At 70.2% G+C, this 25392-nt stretch carries 24 protein-coding genes and 2 pseudogenes; 17 read left to right on the top strand and 9 right to left on the bottom strand.

The window, feature by feature from the left end:
* Window positions 1-37: 37 nt before the first annotated feature.
* The 8 genes and pseudogenes from nadD (at window position 38) to holA (ending at window position 7269) form a co-directional block, all read left to right on the top strand.
* On the top strand, window positions 38-691 hold the full coding sequence (gene nadD, locus MUG78_RS00505; protein WP_246991209.1) for a nicotinate-nucleotide adenylyltransferase: 654 nt from the start codon (window positions 38-40) through the stop codon (window positions 689-691).
* Complete coding sequence (rsfS, locus tag MUG78_RS00500; protein ID WP_246991207.1) at window positions 688-1086, top strand: ribosome silencing factor; 399 nt, start codon at window positions 688-690, stop codon at window positions 1084-1086. Before nadD ends, rsfS begins: the two co-directional genes overlap by 4 nt.
* A complete protein-coding gene (locus MUG78_RS00495; protein WP_246991203.1) occupies window positions 1083-1814 on the top strand; it encodes a histidine phosphatase family protein in 732 nt (243 codons plus the stop codon). The genes rsfS and MUG78_RS00495 overlap by 4 nt, the downstream gene beginning before the upstream one ends.
* Window positions 1811-2581: a diglucosylglycerate octanoyltransferase gene (octT, locus tag MUG78_RS00490; RefSeq protein ID WP_246991200.1), complete on the top strand. Its 771-nt coding sequence runs from the start codon at window positions 1811-1813 to the stop codon at window positions 2579-2581. The genes MUG78_RS00495 and octT overlap by 4 nt, the downstream gene beginning before the upstream one ends.
* A 9-nt stretch (window positions 2582-2590) precedes the next feature.
* Window positions 2591-3439, top strand: coding sequence for a DegV family protein (locus tag MUG78_RS00485; RefSeq protein WP_246991189.1), 849 nt, complete (start codon window positions 2591-2593; stop codon window positions 3437-3439).
* A 221-nt stretch (window positions 3440-3660) separates the two neighbouring features.
* On the top strand, window positions 3661-4791 hold the full coding sequence (locus tag MUG78_RS00480) for a helix-hairpin-helix domain-containing protein (RefSeq protein WP_246991188.1): 1131 nt from the start codon (window positions 3661-3663) through the stop codon (window positions 4789-4791).
* Window positions 4791-6224, top strand: a pseudogene (locus MUG78_RS00475) (ComEC/Rec2 family competence protein); the annotation flags it as partial. The gene MUG78_RS00480 and the pseudogene MUG78_RS00475, both read left to right, overlap by 1 nt.
* Before the next feature lie 73 nt (window positions 6225-6297).
* Window positions 6298-7269 carry a DNA polymerase III subunit delta gene (gene holA / locus MUG78_RS00470; RefSeq protein WP_372493066.1) on the top strand — a complete coding sequence of 324 codons (972 nt, stop codon included), beginning with the start codon at window positions 6298-6300 and terminating at the stop codon, window positions 7267-7269.
* A gap of 158 nt (window positions 7270-7427) precedes the next feature.
* Here holA and rpsT read toward each other — a convergent pair whose 3' ends face one another.
* On the bottom strand, window positions 7428-7688 hold the full coding sequence (gene rpsT, locus MUG78_RS00465) for a 30S ribosomal protein S20 (RefSeq protein ID WP_246991180.1): 261 nt from the start codon (window positions 7686-7688) through the stop codon (window positions 7428-7430).
* A gap of 249 nt (window positions 7689-7937) precedes the next feature.
* On the opposite strand from rpsT, the gene MUG78_RS00460 reads away from it, so the two are divergent.
* Entirely contained in the window at window positions 7938-9080 is a 1143-nt protein-coding gene (locus tag MUG78_RS00460) for a sulfotransferase family protein (RefSeq protein WP_246996714.1), read from the top strand.
* 12 nt (window positions 9081-9092) lie between these two features.
* On the opposite strand, the gene MUG78_RS00455 is transcribed toward MUG78_RS00460, so the two are convergent.
* From MUG78_RS00455 to MUG78_RS00445, 3 genes are read right to left on the bottom strand one after another with little or no spacing between them, the layout of a single operon-like run.
* A complete protein-coding gene (locus tag MUG78_RS00455; protein WP_246991176.1) occupies window positions 9093-9509 on the bottom strand; it encodes a type II toxin-antitoxin system PemK/MazF family toxin in 417 nt (138 codons plus the stop codon).
* Window positions 9506-10174, bottom strand: coding sequence for an alpha/beta hydrolase family protein (locus MUG78_RS00450; protein ID WP_246991173.1), 669 nt, complete (start codon window positions 10172-10174; stop codon window positions 9506-9508). Before MUG78_RS00450 ends, MUG78_RS00455 begins: the two co-directional genes overlap by 4 nt.
* Window positions 10175-10179: 5 nt before the next feature.
* Entirely contained in the window at window positions 10180-10392 is a 213-nt protein-coding gene (locus MUG78_RS00445) for a hypothetical protein (RefSeq protein ID WP_246991171.1), read from the bottom strand.
* Here MUG78_RS00445 and lepA point away from each other — a divergent pair.
* The 8 genes and pseudogenes from lepA (at window position 10315) to MUG78_RS00405 (ending at window position 20278) form a co-directional block, all read left to right on the top strand.
* Window positions 10315-12173 (top strand): annotated as a pseudogene (lepA, locus tag MUG78_RS00440) (translation elongation factor 4). The gene MUG78_RS00445 and the pseudogene lepA sit on opposite strands and share 78 nt — an antisense overlap.
* A 43-nt stretch (window positions 12174-12216) precedes the next feature.
* Window positions 12217-14280, top strand: a complete 2064-nt coding sequence (locus tag MUG78_RS00435) for a M3 family metallopeptidase (RefSeq protein ID WP_246991167.1) — start codon at window positions 12217-12219, stop codon at window positions 14278-14280.
* A gap of 51 nt (window positions 14281-14331) precedes the next feature.
* Window positions 14332-14532 carry a hypothetical protein gene (locus MUG78_RS00430; protein ID WP_246991165.1) on the top strand — a complete coding sequence of 67 codons (201 nt, stop codon included), beginning with the start codon at window positions 14332-14334 and terminating at the stop codon, window positions 14530-14532.
* A gap of 184 nt (window positions 14533-14716) precedes the next feature.
* A complete protein-coding gene (locus MUG78_RS00425; protein ID WP_246996712.1) occupies window positions 14717-15769 on the top strand; it encodes a sulfate ABC transporter substrate-binding protein in 1053 nt (350 codons plus the stop codon).
* Complete coding sequence (gene cysT, locus MUG78_RS00420; RefSeq protein ID WP_246991162.1) at window positions 15766-16599, top strand: sulfate ABC transporter permease subunit CysT; 834 nt, start codon at window positions 15766-15768, stop codon at window positions 16597-16599. The genes MUG78_RS00425 and cysT overlap by 4 nt, the downstream gene beginning before the upstream one ends.
* On the top strand, window positions 16596-17513 hold the full coding sequence (gene cysW, locus MUG78_RS00415) for a sulfate ABC transporter permease subunit CysW (RefSeq protein WP_246991159.1): 918 nt from the start codon (window positions 16596-16598) through the stop codon (window positions 17511-17513). Before cysT ends, cysW begins: the two co-directional genes overlap by 4 nt.
* Window positions 17514-17515: 2 nt before the next feature.
* Entirely contained in the window at window positions 17516-18511 is a 996-nt protein-coding gene (locus tag MUG78_RS00410) for a sulfate/molybdate ABC transporter ATP-binding protein (protein WP_246991157.1), read from the top strand.
* A 141-nt stretch (window positions 18512-18652) separates the two neighbouring features.
* A complete protein-coding gene (locus MUG78_RS00405; RefSeq protein ID WP_246991155.1) occupies window positions 18653-20278 on the top strand; it encodes an AMP-binding protein in 1626 nt (541 codons plus the stop codon).
* A gap of 76 nt (window positions 20279-20354) precedes the next feature.
* Here MUG78_RS00405 and MUG78_RS00400 read toward each other — a convergent pair whose 3' ends face one another.
* Genes MUG78_RS00400 through MUG78_RS00380 form a run of 5 tightly spaced genes read right to left on the bottom strand, consistent with a single transcriptional unit; the run spans window position 20355 to window position 25381 of the window.
* On the bottom strand, window positions 20355-21605 hold the full coding sequence (locus tag MUG78_RS00400) for an MFS transporter (protein ID WP_246991152.1): 1251 nt from the start codon (window positions 21603-21605) through the stop codon (window positions 20355-20357).
* Window positions 21606-21607: 2 nt separating this feature from the next.
* Entirely contained in the window at window positions 21608-22378 is a 771-nt protein-coding gene (locus tag MUG78_RS00395; protein WP_246991149.1) for a sirohydrochlorin chelatase, read from the bottom strand.
* On the bottom strand, window positions 22378-23694 hold the full coding sequence (locus MUG78_RS00390; protein ID WP_246991146.1) for a sulfate adenylyltransferase subunit 1: 1317 nt from the start codon (window positions 23692-23694) through the stop codon (window positions 22378-22380). The genes MUG78_RS00395 and MUG78_RS00390 overlap by 1 nt, the downstream gene beginning before the upstream one ends.
* The gene (cysD, locus tag MUG78_RS00385; protein WP_246991144.1) at window positions 23694-24653 is read right to left on the bottom strand and encodes a sulfate adenylyltransferase subunit CysD; all 960 of its coding nucleotides are present in this window, start codon (window positions 24651-24653) and stop codon (window positions 23694-23696) included. The genes MUG78_RS00390 and cysD overlap by 1 nt, the downstream gene beginning before the upstream one ends.
* A complete protein-coding gene (locus MUG78_RS00380) occupies window positions 24650-25381 on the bottom strand; it encodes a phosphoadenylyl-sulfate reductase (RefSeq protein ID WP_246991142.1) in 732 nt (243 codons plus the stop codon). The genes cysD and MUG78_RS00380 overlap by 4 nt, the downstream gene beginning before the upstream one ends.
* Between the last annotated feature and the right edge of the window lie 11 nt (window positions 25382-25392).

The raw sequence follows: 25392 nt of genomic DNA, 5'->3' as shown, positions 1-25392 counted from the left end.
CGCGGGGGCGCATCCGGCCCGCGTAAGCTCTGCATCCATGTCCGACGTGCCGTACACCCCGCGCCGCATCGGTGTCATGGGCGGCACCTTCGATCCGATCCACAACGGACACCTGGTCGCGGGCAGCGAAGTGGCGCACCGGTTCGGCCTCGACGAGGTGATCTTCGTGCCGACCGGACGACCCTGGCAGAAGGAAGGCACCGAGGACGGCGGCGTCTCCCGGTCGGTGTCCCCGGCCGAGCACCGCTATCTGATGACGGTCATTGCGACCGCGTCGAACCCGGACTTCACCGTCAGCCGGGTCGACATCGACCGCTCCGGCATCACCTACACCGTGGACACCCTCGGCGACCTGCGCCGCGAGTACCCGGACGATGAACTCTTCTTCATCACCGGAGCCGATGCGCTGGAGACCATTCTGACCTGGCAGAATTGGGAAGCATTATTCGAGCTGGCGAACTTCATCGGGGTCTCGCGACCCGGATACGCCCTCGACGCTTCGCATTTGGACGACTATCTGGCGACCAAGCCGGCCGACGCGCTGCAGACCATGGAGATCCCCGCTCTGGCGATCTCGTCCACGGACTGTCGTGCTCGGGCCCGGGAGGGCCGCCCGGTCTGGTATCTGGTGCCCGACGGGGTGGTCCAGTACATCAGCAAACACGGCCTGTATCGAAAGGAAACCACGTGACCGCTACCCAAGAGGCACGCGCGCTGGCGACGATCGCCGCCCACGCCGCCGCCGCCCGCAAGGCCGAGAACGTCGTCGTCATCGACGTCTCCGAACTGCTGGTGATCACCGACCTGTTCCTGATCGCCTCGGCCGACAACGAACGTCAGGTCAACGCGATCACCGAGGAGATCGAGGATCGCCTCCGCGAGGCCGGCCACCAGCCGCTGCGCCGCGAAGGCACCCGCGAGGGTCGCTGGGCGCTGCTCGACTACGGCGATGTCGTGATCCACGTGCAGCACGGTGATGAGCGCGAGTTCTATGGCATCGAGCGACTCTGGGCCGACGGCCCGATCGTGGAGATCGAGGGCCTCGAGCAGGCTGCCGCCGGTGGTTCCGACACGGACGAGGCATGAGTTTCGGGCCCGATGAGGGAGACACCAGCGTCGAGCGCCTCACGCCGATCGTGCGGCGGCTCGTCCTGTTCCGCCACGGGCAGACTGAATACAACGTCGCCCGTCGCATGCAGGGACACCTGAACACCGAACTGTCCGAGGCCGGCGTGGCGCAGGCCGCCCGCGCGGCCAAGGTCCTGGCGGCCCGCTCGCCGCGGATGATCCTGTCGTCGGATCTCAACCGCGCCTACGACACCGCGCTGGCGCTCGGCGCCGAGACCGGTCTGGACGTCATCACCGATTCGCGCCTGCGTGAGACGCACCTGGGCTACTGGCAGGGCTTGACGCATCACGAGGTCGACGCCGCCATGCCGGGGGCGCGCCGTATCTGGCGCGACGACGCCACGTGGACCCCGCCCGGCGGGGAGAGTCGCGTCGACGTCGCCGCCCGCGCCGTGCCGGTGGTGACCGAACTCGTCGACGAGATCCGCGACTGGGGCCAGGGCGACCGCCCGGAATCGCCCGTGGTGCTGGTGGCGCACGGCGGCGTGATCGCCGCGATGACCGCCCGCCTGCTGGATCTGCCGGTCGCCAACTGGCCGGTGCTCGGGGGTCTGGCGAACACGAGCTGGGTGCAGTTGTCCGGCCACAGCTTGCCCGGCGAGAAGCCGACCTGGCGGCTGGACGTCTGGAACGCCCTGGACGTGTGGAACCACGCGCCCGACACCGCCGATCCGGGCGTGCAGTGAGCCCGGAGACCGCGCCGGGCTGCGAACCCGGATCGATCCTGGTGCTCGCGGACTCACTGTCGTTCTATGGGCCGGTCGGCGGGCTGGCCGCGCACGACCCGCAGATCTGGCCCAACCGGGTCGGTGCCGCGCTGGGGCGCCACGTGGAGCTGCACGCGCGCATCGGGTGGACCAGCCGCGACATCTGGTGGGCGGTGACCCAGGATCCGCGCCTGTGGTCAGACCTGAGCACGGCCGACGTGGTGGTGCTGGCGTACGGCGGGATGGACTCGTTGCCGTCGCCGCTGCCGACGGCGCTGCGCGAACAGATCCGCTACGTGCGGCCCGCGAGCCTGCGCGAGCGGGTGCGCGGCGCGTACGGCTGGCTGCAGCCGCGCCTGTCGTCGCTCGGCTGGCCGATGGCGTTGCCGCCCGCGGTGACCGTCGGCTACTACGAGAAGGTGCGCGCCTCCCTGGCGCACCTGCGTCCGGAGTTGCCGATCGTCGTCGCGCTGCCGCCCACGCATGCGAGCCCGTACTACGGCTACGCCCATCCGGGGCGCGTGCCGACCAGTGCGGCCATCGAGCGGTGGGCGCACGAGCATGACCTGGCGGTGGTCGACTTCTTCCCGATCACCTCCGTCGATTTCACCGACGCGCCGGAGACGATGAACCCCGACGGCATCCACTGGGGCCTGCGCACCCACGCGGCGATCGCCGAGCTGGTCGCGCCCGCGGTGGCCGCACAGCTCCCGGGCGGCGCGAGCGAGGTTGAGCGCTCCGGCTAAGTTGTAGGGGTGCCTGTCATCGTCGTCACCGACTCGTCGTCGCGGTTGCCCGCGTCACTGGCCGACCGCTACGGAATCGTGCAGGTCCCGCTGCATGTGAGCATGCCCGACGGCACCGAGTATCTCGAAGGTGTCGACGACATCTCCAGCGACGTGATCTCCACGCCGGGCGCCACCACCTCCGGTGCGAACCCACAGGACCTCATCGACGCCTACCGCGAGGCCCTCGAACGCAGCGACGGCGACGGCGTGGTGGCCGTGCACATGTCCCGTCGACTGTCGGGCACGTGGGCGGCAGCGCGGTTGGCGGCCGAGGAGTTGGGTGACGTGCTGCGGGTGGTGGACTCCCGCGCCGCCGGGGTGTCCGTCGGGCTCACCGTGCTGGCGGCCGCGCAGGCGGCCGAGGCCGGCGCCGACCGCGATGCCGTGTACGAGGCGGCGGTGCGCGCCGCGGCGACCGCCGAGTCGTTGATGTGCGTGCAGACCCTGGAGAACCTGCGCAACAGCGGCCGGATCAGCACCGCGGGCCATCTGCTGGCGTCGGCGCTGTCGATCAAGCCGATCCTGCAGATGTCCGACGGCGTGCTCGCCCTGCTCGAGCGGCAGCGGACCATGACCAAGGCCGTCAAGAAGATGGTCGACACCATCGTCGAGTCGGTGGGCTCCGACGAGGTGACGGTGGCGATCCAGCACTGCCACGCGCCCGAGCTGGCGGTGCAGGTGCACCAGAGCGTGGTGGATCGGCTGCCGAACGTGACGTCGTCGCTGGTGGTGGAGTTGGGCCCGGTGCTCGGCATTCACGTCGGCCGCGGCGCCGTCGGCGTCACGGTCGGCCGCGGTCTGCAGCCCCTCGACTGACTCTCGCGCGACTTCACTGGCACAGAGCGACCCTCCTTGGTCATATTGACCACGGAGGGTCGCTCGGTGCCAGTGAACTCCGAAGTCGACTAGCCCGCGGGTGCTCGGGCGGGGAAGTACGCGCCACCGGTGGGGTCGGGACCGTGTGGACAACGGCGGCTGTCCACAGGAGGCCCCGTGACGGCCTCGTAGCGGCGGCTGGGGCGGTCTACCGTCGCGGCATGGCCAGGCGATCTTCCACCGCAGCGAACAGTCCACTCGATCGGGTGCTGCCGCGTCCGCGCCTCGTCCCGGGACCGCGTACCGAACCGGTCGAGTCGTCCGCGCGCCGGTCCGACGATGAGCAGTCGGCCGAAGAATGGGGTGCGGACGAGTGGGGCGCCACCGCGATTCCGGCCTGGTTGGACACGCCGGCGGGCCGTCGGGCGTGGGCCGGGCGCGGCGATCCTAGCGGAGGCGCGGAGGCCTGCGACGAGAACTCCAGCGCGGCGAGCGAGAGCGGCTGGAGCGAAGTGCTCGACGCGCGCGACGGGGACGCGGAGTACGACGGGAACGGGGACGATCTCGACGAGCGCGAACTCGTTGGGGAGGAGCCCGATGAGGACGATGAGGACGACTGGGGTGCACCGCCGAAGCGGCGGTTGACCATGCTCCCGCCCGCGGCGCTCGCCCTGATCGGTCTCGGGGTCATTGCCTGTGTCATCGCGGGCTTCACCCTGCTGCGGAACACCGAGCCCGCGGCGCCGCTCGTGAACTTTCCGGCGTCGGCCGGGCCGACGCCCACCGCGGAGTCCGGCGGATCGCCCGGCGCGGAAGGCAGCCCGTCGGCGAGTAGTGCGCCCTCGAGCGCCGCGGCGACCGAGATCGTGGTGAGCGTCGCCGGTCTGGTGCACAAGCCGGGGCTGGTCCGGCTGGCGCCCGACTCTCGGGTGGCCCAGGCGCTGGAGCAGGCCGGGGGCGCACGCGCGCAGGCCGACGTGCTGAGCCTGAACCTGGCGCAGATCCTGCACGACGGCGATCAGGTCCTCGTCGGCACGCGCGATCCCGCGGTCGGCTCGGTGCGCAGCGCCGTGGTGTCCTCCGGCGCGGGACCGGTGGCCGGCGACGGTGCGAGCGCCGGCCGCTCGCCTGTCGCACCCGGGGCCGGCGGCGCCGCGGCGAAGGTCGACCTCAACACCGCCACCCTCGCCGAGCTGGACACCCTGCCCGGCGTCGGACCGGTCACGGCGCAGGCGATCATCGCCTGGCGGGAGCAGCACGGGGGCTTCACCTCGGTGGACCAGCTCGCCGACGTGGACGGCATCGGCCCCGCACGACTGGCCAAGCTCCGCGACGCGGTGACCGTGGGCTGATGGCCGTCGACCTGCGCCTCGCGGGACCGGCCGCGGCGTGCTGGGGCACCTGCGCGATCGCGCTCGCCACACCGCTGCCTGTCACGCTGGTGCTGACCGCGACGTGGACGGTCGCCGCGGCCGCGGGGTGGTTCGGCTGGCGTCACCGGCGGGCGGCGCTCGCGGCCACCGTCCTGGGCGTGTGCGGAGTGGCCGCTGCCGCCGGTGCGGTGTGCGCGATCCGGATCGCACTGGTGGAGTCGTCGCCGGTCCGGGACCTGGACGGCAAACCGCCGGTCGTGCTGCAGGTGTCCGGCGATCCGCGGGTCTTCGCCGGCAACGGGGGAGCCGCGCTGCCGGTACGGGTTCTGGAGGCGGGTGGGCGGCAGTTGCGGGCCGTCGACGCAGTGCTCCTGACCCGTGCCACGCAGCTGCCGGAAACTGTTCCGGGACAGCGCCTTTCGGTCCGCGTGCGGGTGCGACCACCGCCGCCGGGGCCCGCGAACCGATTGGTGGCGGCGCGCCTCACCGCCGTCGACGAACCGCGGGTGGTGGCGCAGGCGCCGCCGTGGCAGCGGTGGGCGGGTCAGGTCCGCTCCCGGTTGCGCGAGCTGTCGGCGCGAGCCCTGCCGCCGCAGGCGGCCGGTCTGTTTCCGGGACTGGTGCTCGGCGACACGGGGCTGCTCGATCAGCAGTTGCGCACCGACTTCTCCGCGGCCGGCCTCACCCACTTGACCGCGGTCTCCGGTGCCAACTTCTCCCTCGTGTGCGGTGCGGTGGTGCTCGCGGTCCGACTCGCCGGGGCGTCGACGCGGCTGACGGTGGCGGTGGGCCTGGCGACCATGTTCGGCTTCGTGATCCTGGTGCGGCCCACCGACAGCGTGCTGCGGGCGGCGGTGATGGGCGGGGTCGGCCTACTCGGGGCGTTGGCGGCGCGGCGCGCGCAGGCGCTGCCCGCGCTGGGGGCGGCGGTGGTCGTGGTACTGCTGTTCTGGCCGCAGATGGCGGTGGGGCCGGGTTTCGCGCTGTCGGTGGTGGCCACGCTCGGGCTGGTGCTGTGGGCGGCACCGCTGCGGCAGTGGTGGATGGTCCGCCGCGTGCCCGAGCCGGTGGCAGTGCTGTTGGCGATGACGATGGCGGCGCAGATCCTGACCACACCGCTGGTGATCGCGATCTCCGACCGCGTCAGCCTGGTGTCGCTGCCGGCGAATCTGCTCGTGGCCCCGGTGGTGGGGGTGATCGCGTTGCTCGGGACGGTGGCGGCCCTGGTGGGGGCGATCGGTGCGATGTCGGGGGTCGGCGCGCTGGTCGCCGAGTGGCTGATCCGGGCGACCGGACCGGAGATGTGGTGGCTGGTCGCCTGCGCGCAGGGGCTGGGCGGGCACGCGTGGTCGGCGCCGCAGGTGCCGGGGTGGCAGGCGGCGATCGTGGTGACGCTCATCGGGATCTTCGCCGCGCTGGTCTGGCGGGCCCGCGAGCGCGCCGGGGAGCGACTGGGCGGCGCTGCCGTCGGGGGTGCATGGCACGATGGTCGACGTGAGCGATCGGCTGTATCTGCTGTTGGGCGACGACGACTTCTTGACCGGTCGGGTCATCAAACAGGTCGCGGCGCAGCAATCCCGGGACACCGGGGAGGACGTGCCGGTGACGCGCGTGCGGGCCGGCGAGGTGACCGGGCCGGAACTGGCCGAGCTGCTGAGCCCGTCGCTGTTCGCCGAGGACCGCATCGTGGTGGTGGAGTCGGCGGCCGAGGCGGGTAAGGAACCCGCCGGGCTGATCACCGCCACCGCGAAGTCGCTGCCCGAGGGCATCACGATGATGGTGATCCACACCGGCGGCGGCCGACAGAAGGCGATGGTCGGGGAGCTGCGCACGGCGGGCGCCGTCGAATTCGAGTGCGCCGCCCCGAAGTGGCCGTCCGAGCGCGTCGACTTCGTCCGCACCGAGTTCCGCGGCCTGGGCGTGCGGGTCAGCGCCGACGTGGTGGAACTGGTGACCGATCTGGTCGGCTCGGACTTGCGCGAGTTGTCGGCGGCCTGCCACCAGCTGGTGTCGGACACCGGCGGCAAGGTCGACGAGGCCGCGGTGCGGACCTATTACGTGGGGCGCCCGGAAGTGACCGGTTTCGAGGTGGCCGACAAGGCGGTGACCGGCGACCTCGCCGGAGCACTGGAAGCGCTGACCTGGGCCCAGCACCGCGGCACCGCACGGGTGCTGCTGGCCGACGCGCTCGCCGAGGCCGTGCACGCGATCGCCCGGGTGCGTTCGTTCGGGCCGGGCGACAAGTACTCGATCGCCTCCGAGCTCGGCATGCCGCCGGGCCGGGTGGGGAAGGTGCAGACGCAGGCGCGCGCCTGGGACTCCGCGTCGATCGGTCAGGCCGTCCTCGTCGTCGCCGATCTCAACGGCGCGGTCAAGGGCCAGGCCGCTGACGCCGACTACGCGCTCGAGCACGCGGTGTCCACCGTCGCCCAGCTGCGTCCTCGCCGCGGTCGCTGAGCCGGTCCCGGCGCGCCGGAGGCCGTCGGGACACCATCGCGTCTGTCCCGGAGACGACGAACACCCCGACGACCGCGTGGATATCGTCGGGGTGAACGCAGGAAGCTATGCGAGACCGCGGGGGCCTCATGCAGGGTGCGGCGTGAGCCGCGGGCCGATCAGAGCTTGTTGACTGCCACAGCCATGGCCGACTTCTTGTTGGCGGCCTGGTTCTTGTGGATGATGCCCTTGCTGGCGGCCTTGTCGAGCGCGCGGCTGGTTGTGACCAGCTGAGCTGCGGCCTGGTCCTTGTCGCCACCGGCGACGGTCTCGCGGAAGTTGCGGAGAGCGGTACGGAGGGCGCTGCGCACCGACTGGTTGCGCTGGCGGGCAGCCTCGTTGGTCTTGTTCCGCTTGATCTGCGACTTGATGTTTGCCACGCGTATTTCCTTACATCCTTGGTCAGCCGCGTCTGCGACTGCGCTTTTTCTCGTTTGACGTGCGGTGGGAGATCGCCGAACGACCTGCCCGATCGGACCGTTCGCCAGGCTCGCGGTCCGATGTCACTGCAACAGCGTTCTAGATTACCAGCGGGGTAGGGCCGCCCCAAATCCGCCGGTGCGCGCCCGCCGGCGCGCGGCGGGTCCGTCGGTCGACGCGGTGCGCCGCGACCTATGCTGAGCAGCATTATGTCGATTGTCTACGTCCACGTCGGACTGCCCAAGACCGGGACCACCCACCTGCAGGATCGGCTGTGGGTGAATCGCGACCTCGCGCTGGAGAAGGCCGACCTGCTCTACCCGGGCGTGACGATGGAGGACCACTTCCACGCGGCCGCCCACCTGCAGCCCGAGCGCTACCTGGCGTGGGCCACCCCGGAGCGGGCCGGCGCCTGGCCGCGGATGGTGGCGCAGATGAAGGCCTGGCCCGGGAAGTCGGTGGTCTCCCACGAGCTGTACGCCAACGCCAAGGATCAGCACATCGCGACGCTGATGGACGATCTGTCGTTCGCCGACGAAGTGCACATGGTCCTCACCGTCCGGGACCTCGCGCGCCAGCTGCCGTCGGTGTGGCAGGAGAACGTCAAGAATCAGCGACCGGCGTCGTTCGACGACTTCCTGGCGTCGGTGGCGCGCTACCGGCACGCCGATCCGGTGGCCGACGGCTTCGCCGAGGAGCCGTTCTGGGAGTACCAGGACTACCTGGCCGTGGTGGAGAAGTGGGCGAAGGTGCTTCCGCCCGAGCGCATGCACATCGTCACCGTGCCGGCCGCCGGTACCGCGCAGCCGGGCGACGGCCTGTGGGAGCGGTTCCTGTCGGTGCTGGGCGTCGACCCGGCGGTGCTGCCGAAGGTCGGCGAGCGCGACAACACGTCGCTGTCGGCGGCGCAGACCGAGTTCCTGCGCCGCCTCAACAGTCGGATCCAGCCCGCCGACATCGACTGGTGGCGCTACGAGGGCATCGTCAAGCGCCGCTTCATCGGTGAAGCGCTGCGGGCGACCAGCGCCGGCAAGCCGCTCGGGCTCACCGCGGAGCAGCGGGTCTGGGCCGCCGAGCAGTCCAACGACATGATCGCCACCCTGGAAGGTGCGGGCTACGCGGTCACCGGGACGCTCGACGACCTGCGCGTGGATCTGTCCGTCGACGTCGACGAGGCTCCGCCGCCCACCCCCGAGCAGGCGCTGGAAGCCGGACTGGACGCCCTTGCGTACTGGATCAAGACGATGCCCAACCCGGAGCCGCGGCCCGCGCTGAAGACGCAGGCGCGCGACGTGGCGCGACGGGTCAAGCGTCGTGCGATCGGATTGCGCGATCGCCTGCAGCAGCGCTGAGCGGCCGAGCGTTCAGCCCCAGTTGTAGCGCGACCGGAGTTGGTCGGCGACTGCCTCGAACGCGTCGCGGGAGCAGATCGCGCCTTCGCGACGGATGCCGTGTTCCTCGACGACCAGCACGCGGTCGAGACGGACGAAGCTCTCCCGCTCGTTGCGGTCCCAGGCGCCGGAGCCGACGCTGAGCCAGTCGTCGTCGTTCCGGTGGTAGTCCTGCGAGGACAGCATCAGGCCGAGCAGTTCCGGACCCTGCCGTCCGACGACGAGGACCGGTCGGTCCTTGCCCTGCGTGGCGTCCTCTTCGAACGGCACCCACGTCCACACGATCTCGCCCGGGTCGGCGGCACCGTCCAGGTCGGGGGCGTAGACGATCTCGCGCGCGAGGTCGCCGGTGGGCCGGGTGGCGAGCGGGCCGCGGCGCTGCGTGGTCACGCGTGATCCTCCTCGAGTTCGGAACGGGGGAAGAACTCGTCGACCGCGACGGCGGTCAGCTCGCCGACGCCGCTGCGTTCGGGTTTGAGGCCGTGATCGGCGCGGTCGACCTCGACGACGCGCACCGGGCCCGCGAAGAGTGTTGCCGCGGCGGCGATCTCGTCCGAGGTGGCGAAAGCATCGCTGCGGCCGTGGATGATCAGCGTCGGCGTGGTGATGCGCGACAGGTGCTCGGTGCGGGCCTTCTCCGGCTTGCCGGGCGGGTGCAGCGGATAGGACGTCAGCAGCAGACCGGCGGCCACCGTCGGATCCTCCGCCAGCAGCATGGAGGCCTGCCTGCCGCCGTACGACTGCCCGCCCACGATGAGTGGGCCGTCGGGCACCGACGGGCGGAGCGCGGCGACGGCGGCCCGGATGCCCTCGCGGTCGGCGGCCGCCTTGGACGGCGACGGCGGACCCTTGGGGCGCTGCTGTCGATACGGCAGGTCGATGCGGGCGACGGCCCACCCGCGGGCGGTCAACGCGTCCGACAGTGTGCGCAGCAGCACCGAGTCGCGGTCGCTGCCGGCTCCGTGCGCCAGGATCACCAGGCCGCGCGGACTCTTCGGGCAGGCCAGGGCAGCGGCCACTCCGTCAGCGTGGACGAGCGCGTCGGGCGTAGTCATGGCGTTCACCCTATCGGCGCCCAGACCTCCATCGGTGCCGCGTCGAGCGCGGCGCGGCCGGTCCGCTGCTGACGCTGGTCGGGGTCCGACAGTTCTCGTGAGAGAATGACGACGAACCTTCGCCCCAAGGAGCAGTTGCCATTTCCACCTTCGCCGACAAGACGTTCACCGATCCTTCCCGGATCCGGAACTTCTGCATCATCGCGCACATCGACCACGGCAAGTCGACGCTGGCCGACCGCATGCTGCAGCTGACCGGCGTCGTCGCCGATCGCGACATGCGGGCCCAGTACCTCGACAAGATGGACATCGAGCGCGAGCGCGGCATCACGATCAAGGCGCAGAACGTGCGTCTGCCGTGGACCATCACCGAGGACGACGGCACCAAGACCGACTACGTCATCCACCTCATCGACACCCCCGGCCACGTCGACTTCACCTACGAGGTCTCGCGCGCACTGGAGGCCTGCGAAGGTGCGATTCTGCTGGTCGACGCCGCGCAGGGCATCGAGGCCCAGACGCTGGCGAACCTGTACCTGGCGATGGAGAACGACCTCACCATCATTCCGGTGCTCAACAAGATCGACCTGCCCGCGGCCGACCCGGACCGCTACGCCGCGGAGATCGCGCACATCGTCGGCTGCGAACCCGAGGACGTCCTGCGGGTGTCCGGCAAGACCGGCGTCGGCGTCCCCGAGTTGATCGACGCAGCGATCGCGCAGATCCCGGCCCCGGTCGGCGACGCGGACGGCCCCGCGCGCGCCATGATCTTCGACTCGGTCTACGACACCTATCGCGGCGTGGTGACCTACGTCCGCGTGGTCGACGGCAAGATCCTGCCGCGCGAGAAGATTGCGATGATGTCGACCGGCACCACCCACGAGCTGCTCGAGGTGGGCATCGTCTCGCCCGAGTCCAAGGCGTCGGCCGGCCTGGGTGTCGGCGAGGTGGGCTACCTCATCACCGGCGTGAAGGACGTGCGCCAGTCCAAGGTCGGTGACACCGTCACCACCGCCCGGGGCGGCGCCCCCGAGCCGCTCACCGGCTACCGCGAGCCGCAGCCGATGGTCTATTCGGGCCTGTACCCGCTGGACGGCTCGGACTATCCGGTGCTGCGCGAAGCGCTGGAGAAGCTGCAGCTCAACGACGCGGCGCTGACCTACGAGCCGGAGAGACGTCGGTGGCCCTGGGCTTCGGCTTCCGCTGCGGCTTCCTCGGCCTGCTGCACATGGAGATCACCCGCGAGCGCCTGGAACGCGAGTTCGGCCTCGACCTGATCTCCACCGCCCCCAACGTGGTGTACCGCGTGGTGCTCGACGACGGTTCCGAGCGCATCGTCACCAACCCGTCGGACTGGCCGGAAGGCAAGACGCGCAGCATCTTCGAGCCGGTCGTCAAGACCACCGTCATCGCGCCGAGCGAGTTCATCGGCGCCATCATGGAGCTGTGCCAGTCGCGGCGCGGCGAGCTCGGCGGCATGGACTACCTGTCCGAGACCCGCGTGGAGCTGCGCTACACGATGCCGATGGCGGAGATCATCTTCGACTTCTTCGACGCGCTGAAGTCGCGCACCCGCGGCTACGCCAGCCTCGACTACGAGGAGGCCGGCGAGCAGGAAGCCGATCTGGTGAAGGTCGACATCCTGCTGCAGGGCGAAGCGGTCGACGCCTTCAGTGCGATCGTGCACAAGGATGCCGCCTACGCCTATGGCAACAAGATGGCGCTCAAGCTCAAGGACCTGATCCCGCGTCAGCAGTTCGAGGTGCCCATTCAGGCCGCCATCGGCGCGCGCATCATCGCCCGCGAGAACATCCGCGCCATCCGTAAGGACGTGCTCGCCAAGTGCTACGGCGGCGACATCAGCCGTAAGCGCAAGCTGCTGGAGAAGCAGAAGGAAGGCAAGAAGCGGATGAAGACGATCGGCCGCGTCGACGTCCCGCAGGAGGCCTTCGTGGCGGCGTTGAGCACCGAGGCGGGCGACAAGCCGAAGGGCAAGTAGTCCCCGGCGCGGCGGTCCCCGCGCGAATGGCAGAGTGGGGCGTATGAGTGATTACGCCGCCTCGCCGGTGCTGGCCGACTCCGGACTCCCGTACGACCTGCCGGACTTCGCGCGGATCTCCGACGACGACTTCCTGCCCGCCTACGACCTCGCGCTGCCCGCGCACCTGGCCGAGGTGGCGGCGATCGCCGAGGATCCGGAGCCGCCGACGTTCGCGAACACGGTCGGCGCGCTGGAGGCGACCGGTCGACTGCTGGCCCGCGCCAACGGCATCTTCTTCAATCTCGAAGGGGCCGACAGCAATCCGCAGCGCGCGCGGATCGCGCAGGAACTCGCGGTGCGCCTCACCGAGCACCACGCGACGATCGCGATGAACCCGGCGCTGTTCGCGCGCATCGCGGAGGTCTACGACCACCGCGACGCACTCGGGCTCAGCGAGCCGCAGCGGCGCCTGACCGAACGCAAGTATCGCGACGCGGTGCGGGCCGGGGCGGCGCTCGATGCGGCGGGGCAGGCCGAGATGCGCGCCATCGCGGCGCGGTTGGCCACGCTGACCACCGAGTTCTCCCAGAAGCTGCTCGACGATACCAACGCCTCCGCGGTGCAGGTGCTCCAGGCCGCCGACCTGGACGGGCTGTCGGCCGGGGAGATCGCGGCGGCACGACGGGCCGCCGAGCAGGCGGGCGTCGACGGCCACCTGATCGCCCTGGAACTGCCCACCAGCCAGTCGTCGGTGGCCAAGCTGACGGTGCCGGCGGTGCGCGCCCGCGTCTTCCAGGCATCCATCGACCGGTGTGCTCGCGGCAACGAGAACGACACGCGCGCAATGATTCTGGAGATCGTGCAGCTGCGGGCCCGGCGGGCGCAGTTGCTCGGCTACGCCAACCACGCGGAGTTCGTGATCGCCGAGGAGACCGCGCCGGATCCGGCGGCCGTCGCCGATCTGCTCCGCGACCTGGGGACGGCGGCGATGGCGGCATCCGAGCGAGAGCTGGCCCGGCTGACGCAGCGGCACGGCGCAGCGCTGCGCCCCGAGGACGTGACGTTCGCACTGGCCGCCGAACAGCGCGCCACAGCGGACGCACCGGGCGCGGCGGCGGCGGGCGGCGTCGACGAGTTCGAGCAGTACTGCGAGCTCGACGCCGTGCTGAACGACGGCGTGTTCGCCGCGGCCGGTGCGCTGTACGGCCTGGCGTTCACCGAGCGCCCCGACCTGCACGGCTACCACCCCGACGTGCGGGTGTGGGAGGTGTCCGACGCCGACGGCGCCGGGATCGGCCTGTTCGTCGGCGACTTCTTCGCCCGACCGTCCAAGCGCGGCGGCGCGTGGATGAACACGGTGGTGGACCAGTCCACGCAGCTCGAGACCCGGCCGATCGTGGTCAACGTCCTGAACCTGACCAAGCCGGAGGCGGGGGAGCCGTGCCTGCTGTCGTTGGACCAGCTGGTGACCGCCTTCCACGAGTTCGGGCACGCGGTGCACGGTCTGCTGTCGGCGGTGGAGTTCGTGTCGCAGTCGGGCACGTCGGTGCCACGGGACTTCGTCGAGTTCCCCTCGCAGGTCAACGAGATGTGGGCCCTCCACCCGGACGTCGTGACGCGGTACGCGCGGCACGCGGAGACCGGTGCACCCGCTCCCGCCGCACTGCTCGACGCGGTGCGGGCGGCGGGCGACGTCGACTCGGCGCACTCGACCATCGAATACCTCGCGGCCGCGGCCCTCGACCTCGCCTGGCATCGGCTCGGTGTCGACGAGGTTCCCGCCGACGTGCTCGCCTTCGAGGCGCAGGCGCTCGCCGATGCCGGTCTGGCGTCGCCACTGATCCCGCCGCGCTACCGAAGCAGCTATTTCAATCACATTTTCGGCGGCGGGTACTCGTCGGCGTACTACAGCTACATCTGGTCCGAGATCCTGGATGCCGAGACCGAGCAGTGGTTCCTGAAAAGCGGTGGGCTGCAACGGGAACTGGGCCTGGCCTTCGCCGATGCGGTGCTGTCGCGCGGCGACAGCGTCGACCCGGTGGCCGCGCACGCCGGGCTCCTGGGGCAGCCGGCGACGATCGAGCCGCTCCTGCGTCGGCGCGGGCTGGTCGCCGCGACCGAGTAGCCTGGTTTAAGTCAGCGTGGGATTAAGTGGACGGGCAAGGCGGAGGTGGCGGTGAGCGGTTTCCTGTCGTGGTGGGACGGCATCGAGGAATGGCTGACCGGACTGTCGTTCGTGCCGCAGCTGCTGGTGACGCTCGTCGTCCTGATCCCCCTGGCCACCGGAGTCGCCTGGGTCGTGAATCTCCTGGTCGTCTGGGTGTTTTCGCAGTTCGATCGGCGCGATGTGAGCGACGATCACGGAGTAGGGGTCTGACGCATGTTTCGTTCCAAAGTCACCTGGGCGCTCGCCGGGCTGATGGTGCTGGTGCTGATCGCCTGGCTCTTGACCTGACCTAGCACAAGGCAGCGGGTACGCCGGACCAGTGTGACGCCGCACTTCGTCGTTCGTTGAGCGACCCCGCGGCGGTTGCTAGCTTTTCCAGGTGTCCTCAATCGGTATGCGCCAGCGCCTTCGACAGGCGAGCGCCCTCGCCCTCGTCGTGACGCTGGCCGCGGTCCTGACCGCCTGCGGCGGCGGATCCACCGACACCCCCGGCGGCGTCGACATCTCGTCCGGTGACCGCCATGTGAACCTGGTGGCCTACGCGGTGCCCAAGACCGGCTACGACAGCGTGATCCCGGCGTTCCGGGAGACGCCGCAGGGCCACGGCATCGGCTTCTCTCAGTCGTACGGCGCCTCCGGCGACCAGTCGCGCAAGGTGGCGCGCGGACTGCCCGCGGACGTCGTGAACTTCTCCGTCGCCCCGGACATCACCCGCCTGGTGAAAGCCGGTGTGGTGGACCAGGATTGGGCGCAGCAGGCCCCCAACGACTCGGTGCCCTTCGGTTCCGTGGTGGCCCTCGTCGTCCGTGCGGGCAACCCGAAGAACATTCACGACTGGTCCGACCTGCTGCAGCCGGGGATCTCGGTGGTGACGCCGAACCCGGGCAGCTCGGGCGCGGCCAAGTGGAACCTGCTGGCCCCGTACGCGGCGGCCAGCGCGGGCGGCACAAGCCCCGCCGCCGGCCTCGACTACGTCCGCCAACTGGTCCGCGACCACGTGCAGGTGCTGCCCAAGTCGGGCCGCGAGGCGACCACCGCCTTCGAGCAGGGGCAGGGCGACGTGCTGATCAGCTACGAGAACGAGGCGATCATGCTGAGCCGCCACAACGCGAGCGCGCCCGCCGAGCAGCGCGTGGAGTACGTGCTCCCGCCGCAGACCTTCAAGATCGAGAATCCGGTGGCCGTGGTGAACACGTCTCAGGACAAGGCCGCCGCGCGCTCGTTCATCGACTTCCTGTTCACCTCGGAGGCCCAACGACTGTGGGCGCAGGCCGGTTTCCGGCCCGTCGATCCCGCGGTGATCGCCGAGACCGCCGGGCTGTTTCCGGGACACATCGACCGACTGTGGACGGTCGACGACCTCGGCGGCTGGCCGCTGATCGACACGACGCTGTTCGGCCCGAACGGCGCGATCAGCACGATCTACGACGAGGAGTCCCGCCGATGACGGTCGTCGAACACGCCGCGCCCGGCAGCGGGCGGCGCTGGCGCGCGGACAATCCGCTGACCCTCGGCGTCGCCGGGCTGTGGCTGACGGTGATCGTGCTGCTGCCGCTGATCGCGATCGGCTCGAATGCCTTCGACGACGGCTGGTCCGGCTTCTGGGACGCGGTGACCGCGCAGGGCGCGCTCGACACGCTGCGGATCACCGTGCTGATGTCGGTGGTGGTGGCCCTGATCAACGTGCTCTTCGGAACCATCATCGCCTGGGTCCTGGTGCGCGACGACTTCTGGGGCAAGGGCTTCGTCAACGCGATCATCGACCTGCCCTTCGCGCTGCCGACCATCGTGGCGTCGCTGGTGCTGCTGTCGCTGTACGGGCCCAACAGCCCGATCGACGTCCACCTGGCCGCCACCCAGCCCGGCGTGGTGATCGCGCTGACCTTCGTCACGCTGCCGTTCGTGGTGCGCCAAGTGCAGCCGGTGCTGATGGAGATCGACCGCGACGTGGAGGAGGCCGCGGCCGTCCTCGGCGCGGGCAACGGCGTCATCTTCCGTCGCATCGTGCTTCCGGCGCTGGCGCCGTCGATCCTGACCGGCATGGGCCTGGCCTTCACCCGGGCCATCGGCGAGTTCGGCTCGGTGGTGCTGATCGGCGGCAACATTCCGGACAAGACGCAGGTGGCCTCGCAGTACATCCAGCAGCAGATCGAGGTGGACCAGCCGGTCGCCGCCGCGGCCGTGTCGGTGGTGCTGCTCGCGATCGCCTTCATCGTGCTGCTGTTGCTCCGAGTGGCCGGCCGCACCCAGCAGCGTCGTGAGGAGGCTTCCGCATGATCGTCTCGCGCTGGACCAAGTACGGGCTCCGTACCGTCGCCCTGGTCTACCTGACCATCCTGCTGGTGATCCCGGTGGGCCTGATCTTCTGGCGCTCCTTCGAACCGGGCCTCGGCCAGTTCTGGGAGTGGATCACCACGCCGGCGGCCATCTCGGCGCTGCAACTGTCACTGATCATCGTGGCGATCGTGGTGCCGCTCAACGTCGTCTTCGGTGTGCTGACCGCCCTCGCGCTGGCCCGCGGCCGATTCCGCGGCAAGGGCCTGATGCAGGCGGTGGTGGATCTGCCGTTCGCGGTGTCGCCGGTGGTCGCCGGCGTCGCGCTGATCGCGCTGTGGGGGAGCCAGGGCTGGTTCGGCGGGATCGAGTCGCTCGGCTTCCGGGTGATCTTCGGGGTGCCCGGCATGGTGCTGGCGACGCTGTTCGTGACGCTTCCGTTCGTGGTCCGCGAGGTGGAGCCGGTGCTCCACGAGATCGGCACCGAACAGGAGGAGGCGGCCGCGACGCTGGGCGCCAGCGCCTGGCAGACCTTCTGGCGGATCACGCTGCCCGCCATCCGGTGGGGCCTCACCTACGGCGTGGTGCTCACCATCGCGCGGTCGCTCGGCGAATACGGCGCGGTGACCATGGTGTCGTCGAACATGCCGGGGGTGTCCCAGACGCTGACTCTGCTGGTGCATTCGCGGTACACCGACGACTACAACGAGTACGGCGCCTACGCCGCGGCCACGCTGCTGATGATGGTGGCGATCGCCGCACTGGTGATCATGACGCTCATCGAGCGACGCTCCCGCGGCCGCGTGGTGGACGCCGGTGCACTGATGGCGCCGGAGGCGATCGTCGAGGCCTCGTTGCCCCACGACGAGGCCGTCGACCACACTGATGACGAACGCCCCGTGGGCGAGAAGAGGTAGTCGTGTCCATCTCAGTTCGAGGCGCCAACAAGCACTATGGAGACTTCGCCGCGCTCGACGACGTCTCGATCGACATCCCGGCCGGATCGTTGACCTCACTGCTGGGCCCGTCCGGGTCCGGCAAGTCGACGCTGCTGCGCGCCATCGCCGGCCTGGACGGGCTGGACTCGGGGACCATCGAGATCAACGGGCGCGACGTCTCCAAGGCCTCGCCGCAGCAGCGCGACATCGGCTTCGTCTTCCAGCACTACGCGGCGTTCAAGCACATGACCGTGCGCGAGAACATCGCCTTCGGGCTCAAGATCCGCAAGCGGCCGAAGGCCGAGATCGACAAGAAGGTCGACGAGCTGCTCGAGATCGTCGGCCTCGGGTTCGTCCAGAAGCGGTATCCCGCACAGCTGTCCGGCGGTCAACGCCAGCGCATGGCGCTGGCGCGCGCCCTCGCGGTGGATCCGCAGGTGCTGCTGCTCGACGAGCCGTTCGGCGCCCTCGATGCCAAGGTGCGCGACGATCTGCGCCGTTGGCTGCGTCAGCTGCACGCCGAGATGCACGTGACCACCGTCCTGGTGACGCACGACCAGCAGGAGGCACTCGACGTCAGCGACCGCATCGCGGTGCTGAACAAGGGGCGGATCGAGCAGGTGGGCACACCCGACGACCTGTACGACCGGCCGGACAACGTCTTCGTCGCTTCGTTCCTGGGCTCGGTGTCCCGCCTGAACGGACAGCTGGTGCGCCCGCACGACATCCGCATCGCGCGCACCCCCGAGATGACCTATCCGCCGACCGACGTCTCGCTCGACACCGGTGTGGTCCGGGCGTCCATCAAGCGCGTCGTGAACCTGGGTTTCGAGACGCGCATCGAACTGATCGCCGCGAACACCGGCGAGGAGTTCATCGCGCAGATCACCCGCGGCGACCAGAACGCCATGGAACTGGAGGCCGGGCAGACGGTGTACGCCCGCGCCACCGCGGTCCCGCATCTGGCCGCGGACTGAGTTCGGGGTCGGTCGCCGCCGCCCGTCGCAGCAGGCGAGCCGTTGGTCGCAGATCCAACTGATGACTGGTGTGGCACGTAGTGCCACGGCTACTGTGATGAGGGATACCTTCTCGCCTCGCTCACAGAGAGAATCACGCCGATGACTCAGCCCGCCCGCTCCGGACTCAACACCGCACTCACCCCCCTCCACTTCCTGGAGCGAGCCGCACAGGTGCACCCGAACAAGCTGGCGGTGATCGACGGCGGTCGTCGTCTGACCTACGGTGAGCTGGCCGCCGACGTGCAGCAGCTGGCCAGTGCGCTGCAGGCGTCCGGCGTGACGCCCGGCGATCGCGTCACCTACCTCGCGAGCAACTCGCTGGAACTGCTCGAGGCGCACTTCGCGGTGCCGCTGATCGGCGGCGTGCTCGTCGCGGTCAACACCCGCCTCGCCCCCGAGGAGATCCGCTACATCTGCGACCACTCGCAGTCGGTGCTGCTGGTCGGCGAAGGCCCGCTGCTCGCCGCGCTGAACGACGTGACCTTCGAGAGCGTGCGCGAGATCGTGGAGACCCCGAGCCAGGACGGCGAGTACGAGGGCATCGCGGTCCGCTACGACGAACTGGTGGCCCGCGGCAGCGCCGACGCGACCTTCGCCTGGGAGGTCGACGACGAGGACACCGTCATCTCGATCAACTACACCTCCGGCACCACCGGCCGGCCCAAGGGCGTGATGTACACCCACCGCGGCGCGTACCTCGGCTCGCTGGGCAACATGGTGACCCAGAAGTTCTCCATCGACACCAACTACCTGTGGACTCTGCCGATGTTCCACTGCAACGGCTGGTGCGGACCGTGGGCCGTGACCGCGGCCGCCGGCACCCACGTCTGCCTGCGTGCGGTGCGCGGCGACGACATGTGGCGCCTCATCGACACCGAGAACATCAACCAGATGTCCGGCGCCCCGACCGTGTTGAGCACGCTGGCGACCGCGCCGGAGGCGCACCGCATGGAGAGGCCGATGGCGATCGCCACCGCAGGCGCCCCGCCCAGCCCCACCATCATCAAGGCGATCCACTACCTCGGCATCGAGATCATCCACGTCTACGGCCTCACCGAGACCTACGGTCCGTACGCGGTGTGCGAACCCGATCCCAGCTGGTCGTCGCTGTCGGCCGACGAACTGTCGGTCCGCATGTCCCGCCAGGGCGTCGGTATGCTGACCGCTGATCGTCTGCGAGTGGTGCTCCCCGACCTGCAGGACGGCGAGCTCGTCGACGTCGCCGCCGACGGCGTCCAGATGGGCGAGATCGTGATGCGCGGCAACGTCGTGATGAAGGGCTACCTCGACGATCCCGAGCGCACCGACGAAGCCTTCGAAGGCGGCTGGTTCCACTCCGGCGACCTCGGCGTGATGCACCCGGACGGCTACGTCCAGCTGCTCGACCGCGCCAAGGACGTGGTGATCTCCGGCGGCGAGAACATCTCCACCATCGAGGTGGAGCAGGCCGTGGTGAGCCACCCGGACGTGCTCGACGTCGCCGTGATCGGCGTGCCCGACGACAAGTGGGGCGAGCGCCCCAAGGCCTACGTGGTGATCGCCGACGGCTCCGCTCTCACCGAGGCCGACGTGATCGCCCACGTCAAGACCAAGATCGCGTCGTACAAGGCGCCGCGCGAGGTGGAGTTCCTGGCCGAACTGCCCAAGACGTCGACCGGCAAGATCCGCAAGAACGAGCTGCGCGACGAGGCCTGGGGCGACACCCGCACCCGTATCCAGGGCTGATCGTCGCTGAATCGCGCGTCACTTCGGATCCGCGCACTCTGCCGAGTGCGCAGATCCGAAGTGGCGCGCGTTCTGCTTAGGTGCCGGGCGCGGGGGAGTGACGCAGGGAGCGCAGCAGCGGGAGGCCGAAGGCCACCGAGGCCACCAGCGCGCCCAGGGAGAACCACGCCACGGAGCTGTACCCGGCCTGCTGGGCGAGCAACGACGGCACGATGGCGCCGATGATCGCGCCGGCGGCGACCCCGCTGTTGAACAGGCCCATGGCGGCGCCCTCGCCGCCGGGGGCGATGTCGGCGGCGAGCAGCGTCGCACCCATGTACTGCGCCGGGTACAGACTGGCGATGGTGACCAGGCACAGGCTGCCGAGGACGGCGCCGACCTCGCCGCGCTCGAAGGTGGCCAGGGAGAGCACCAGGAACGCGCACAAGGTGCCGACGATGCCGATGCCGAGCACGCGCGCCGAGCCCCAGCGTCGCGCGAGCGTGCCGCACACCGGATACAGCACGGCGCCGATGGCCGAACCGATCAGGAAGACCAGCGACGTGGTGCTCGGATCGATGTCGAAGGTCTCGTGCAGGATCAGCGGGACCACGTTGTAGAAGGTCATCAGGCCGATCATCGCGAACAGCCAGCAGCCGAGGAACACGCCGAACCGGCTGAGCAGCAGGGAGCGCAGATCGGCGTCGATGCGGGCCCGTCGGGTCTCGCCGGGCTCCGGGGCGGGCGGCGTGTGCGCGATCCTCGGGAGGTGGATCCAGCCCAGGAAGGTGCCGACGAGCATCAGGACGCCGACCACGATCCAGCCGGTCTCCAGTTGGTGCGCGAAGAAGATCGCCACGCCCAGGCCGAGGACCTGTCCGGCACCGAACGCCAGCCGCAGCCATCCCATGCGCGACGGCCACTCCTGTTTCGGGCGGCCTTCGACGATGAACATGCTGGCCGTGGTCTGTGCGGCGCCGGCCGAGGCGCCGACCAGCAGCATGCAGAGAAACATCGCCCATGTCATGCCGGCGAAGGCGAACAGCACGGAACCGGCCGCGGCCGTGGGGAAACTGGCCAGGAAGACCAGCCGCTGCGTTCCGGTGCGGTCGGCGACGGAGCCGAAGAACGGCGCCATCAGCATGCCGAGGTAGAAGCCGGCCACCACGAGGCCGACGGCGATCGGACCCTTGGCCGTGACGCTCAGCGGGAGCAGGACCGGAACGATGCCGCTGACCACCAGGCCGACCATCGAGTAGCCGCCGAACCACGGCGCCAGATAGCCTGCTCGCCACCAGGAACGCAAGGCTGAATGGGTGCCCGGCGGGGGCGGGGAAGTGTGATTCACCGCTACATTCTGGACGACGCCCAGCCGGAGAAGTCGGACAATCGCCCCACTCCGCGGCCCTCCACGGAGGACTGGACCAGGCGGGTGATCGCCGAGATCAGCGCGGGATGATCGGCGAGGGGTCCGGCCACCAGGGAGCCCGGAGCGATCTCGTCGAGCTGCCGTTCAACGCGTTCGGTGAGCAGGCCCGCGGACAGGAACAGCGGGGACGCCGCGATCCGTTGCGCGCCGCGTGCGGTCAGAGCGTCGACGGCCGCGCGCACCACGGCGCCCTCGGTCCCGAGCCGGGTGGCGAAGACCGTCTCCACCTGGACGCCGAGCACCGCAGACAGTTCGCGACCGCGTTCGACGATCGACGCGTCCGAGCCCGGATCCGAGGAGCCGACGGCGTACATCAGCACGCCGTCGCCGGCCCGGAGTCCGGCCTCGGCGAGGCGGTCGATCAGGGCGGGCACCGGGGAGTAGCGGCCGAGCACCGGGGTCGCGGCGGGGCGCAGACGCGGGCTCTGCTCGACGGCGCGCGCCAGGAGCGCAGGCAGATCCACCTTCGAGTGGAAGCCGTCGCCGAACAGCAGCGGGACCACCGTGACCGCGCCGCGGAGCTCGGCCAGGACGTCGTCGAGCAGCGGCTCGTTGAGGTCGAGGTAGGCCAGGTCCACGTGCGCGTCGGGCAGGGCCCGCCGAGTGGCGGCGGCCACGCGCCGGGCCGTCGCGGCGAACCGCGGGTCCCGGCTGCCGTGCGCCGCCAGTACGACCTGCGCAGCAGACGACATCAGCTCAGATTGAGACTGGTCAGCACGTCGCCGACCAGACCCGCACCCAGGGTGTTGCCGCCGACCGGGTCGATCAGCAGGAAGCTGCCGGTCTCCCGGTTCACCCGGTAGTCGTCGGCCGCGATCGGCTCGGCGGTGGTCAGCGAGATCCGGCCGATCCGGTTGAGCTCCACCGACTCCGGCGCGTCGACCAGGGCGAGGTCCTGTTCGTCGAACAGCGTCTCGAGGCCGCCGATGATCACCGGGGTGGTCTTGGTGCCGTGCTTGAGCAGCAGCCGGGCGCCGGCGCGCAGCGGCTTGTCGCCGAGCCAGCAGACGGTGGCGGTGAACTGCTGGATCGGTTCCGGGGCGTCGCCGGCGGCGGCGATCAGATCACCGCGGGAGACGTCGATGTCGTCGGCCAGCAGCAGCGTGACGCTGCGGCCGGTGTGCGCGGTCGCGAGCTCGCCGTCGGGGGTGTCGATGGTGACCACGCGGGAACGCTGACCGGACGGCTGCACCACGATCTCGTCGCCCACCGACACGCGGCCGGCGGCGATCTGCCCGGCGTAGCCGCGGTAGTCGGGGTACTCCGGGGTGCGCGGACGGATCACGTACTGCACCGGGAAGCGCAGACCCACCTCGCGGCGATCCGGCTGATTCGGCACCGATTCCAGGTGCTCGATCAGCGTGGGGCCGCTGTAGTACGGGGTGTTCTCGCTGCGGCGGGCGATGTTGTCGCCGTGCAGGGCCGAGACCGGGATGGGCAGCACCTGATCGTCGGCGTAGCCGAGCGACCGGGTGATCTCGCCGAACTGCTCGGTGATCTCGGCGAAGACGGCCGCCGGGTCGTCGACCAGGTCGATCTTGTTCACGGCCAGCACCAGGCGGGGCACCCCGAGCAGCGCCATCACGGCGGCATGCCGCCGCGTCTGGGCGACGATGCCGTTGCGGGCGTCCACCAGCAGGATCACCAGCTGGGCGGTGGACGCGCCGGAGACGGTGTTGCGGGTGTACTGCACGTGTCCCGGCGTGTCGGCCAGCACGAAGCTGCGCGCCGGGGTGGCGAAGTACCGGTAGGCGACGTCGATGGTGATGCCCTGCTCGCGTTCGGCGCGCAGGCCGTCGACCAGCAACGACAGGTCGGGGGTGTCCATGCCGCGATCCACCGACGCCTTGGTGACGGCGTCGATCTGATCGGCGAGCACCGACTTGGTGTCGAACAGGAGGCGTCCGACGAGGGTGGACTTGCCGTCGTCGACGCTGCCCGCAGTCGCGATGCGCAGCAGGTCGGCGCCGGTCGCGGTGGCGGGGGAGTCGAGGGTGGGGGTGCTCATCAGAAGTATCCTTCGCGCTTGCGGTCTTCCATGGCGGCTTCCGAGACGCGGTCGTCGCCGCGGGTGGCGCCGCGTTCGGTGAGGCGGGAGGCGGCGACCTCGGCGAGGACCGCTTCGTTGTCGCGGGCTTCCGACAGCACCGCGCCGGTGGTGGAGCCGTCGCCGACGGTGCGGTACCGCACCGTGCGGGTCTCGACCGTCTCGTCCTCGCGGGGACCGCCCCACGAGCCCTCGGTCATCCACATGCCGTCGCGCTGGTACACCTCGCGCTCGTGGGCGTAGTACAGCGGTGCCAGCAGCACCTGCTCGCGAGCGATGTACCGCCAGATGTCGAGCTCGGTCCAGTTGCTCAGCGGGAACACGCGTACGTGCTCGCCCGGCGCGTGCCGCCCGTTGTAGAGATTCCACAGTTCCGGGCGCTGGCGCTTTGGGTCCCACTGGCCGAAGGCGTTGCGCAGCGAGAAGATCCGCTCCTTGGCGCGGGCACGCTCCTCGTCGCGACGTGCGCCGCCGAAGACCGCGTCGAAGCGGTTCTCGGCGATGCCGTCGAGCAGCGGGATGGTCTGCAGCGGATTCCGGATGCCGTCCGGGCGCTCGGCCAGGCGGCCGTCGGCCAGGTAGTCCTCCACCTTCGCCACGTGCAGGCGCAGGTTGTGGCGCTCGACGATCTCGTCGCGGAACTCGATGATCTCCGGGAGATTGTGGCCGGTGTCCACGTGCAGCAGCGCGAAGGGCAGCGGCGCCGGCCAGAAGGCCTTCAGCGCCAGGTGCAGCAGCACCGTGGAGTCCTTGCCGCCGGAGAACAGGATCACCGGGCGCTCGAATTCTCCGGCCACCTCGCGGAAGATGTGGATGGCCTCGGACTCGAGGGCGTCGAGGGTGGTGAAATCGTCCCGCTCGACGGGCACCGGCCGTGCGGTCTCGGCGGCGGTGATGTCGGTGTCGTTGATGATGCTCATGAGGCGTGCAACCCGCATTCTGTTTTGGCGCTGCCGGCCCAACGGCCGCTGCGCGGATCGGCTCCGGCGGCTGGTTTGACGGTGCACGGTGCGCACCCGATCGACGGATAGCCGTCGTCGACCAACGGATTCACCAGGACTCCGTGGGCGTCGATGTAGTTCTGGAACTGCTCGTCGGTCCAGGCCGCGAGCGGATTGATCTTGACCAGGCCGAACCCCTCGTCGAACGAGATGAGGGGAGCGTTGGCACGGGTGGGCGCCTCGACGCGGCGGATCCCGGTGACCCAGGCGCGGTACGGTGCGAGCGCCGCCTTCAGCGGAACCACCTTGCGCAGACGGCAGCATTCGGCCGGGTTCGTGGCGAACAGGTCCTTGCCGAGCGCGGAATCCTGTTGCGCCGGAGTCTGATCCGGCTGCACGTTCACCAGGTCGAGGTCGTAGATGTCGACGACGGCGTCCCGGGTGCCGAGGGTCTCGACGAAGTGGTAGCCGGTGTCGAGGAACAGCACCTTGAGCTTGTCGTGGTCGACGGCGGCCGGCTCGATCGCCTTGCTGGCGACGTCGACCAGCACGGCGTCCTGCATGTTGGCGGCGATCAGGAAGTCGCTGCCGAAGGTGGCGGCGGTCCACGCCAGCAGGTCCTCGGCGGTGGCGTCCGGGCCGAGGTCGGCGGCGCCGGTCTCGGCGATCTCGCGCAGTGCGGCGAGGTCTTTGGCGGTGGTGGTCATTGCTACTGCCC

The organism is Gordonia alkaliphila, assembly GCF_023017165.1.
GTDB classification, from domain to species: Bacteria; Actinomycetota; Actinomycetes; order Mycobacteriales; family Mycobacteriaceae; genus Gordonia; species Gordonia alkaliphila.
The sequence above is the reverse complement of the archived record's forward strand: the minus strand, read 5'-3'. Positions and strand labels throughout refer to the sequence as shown.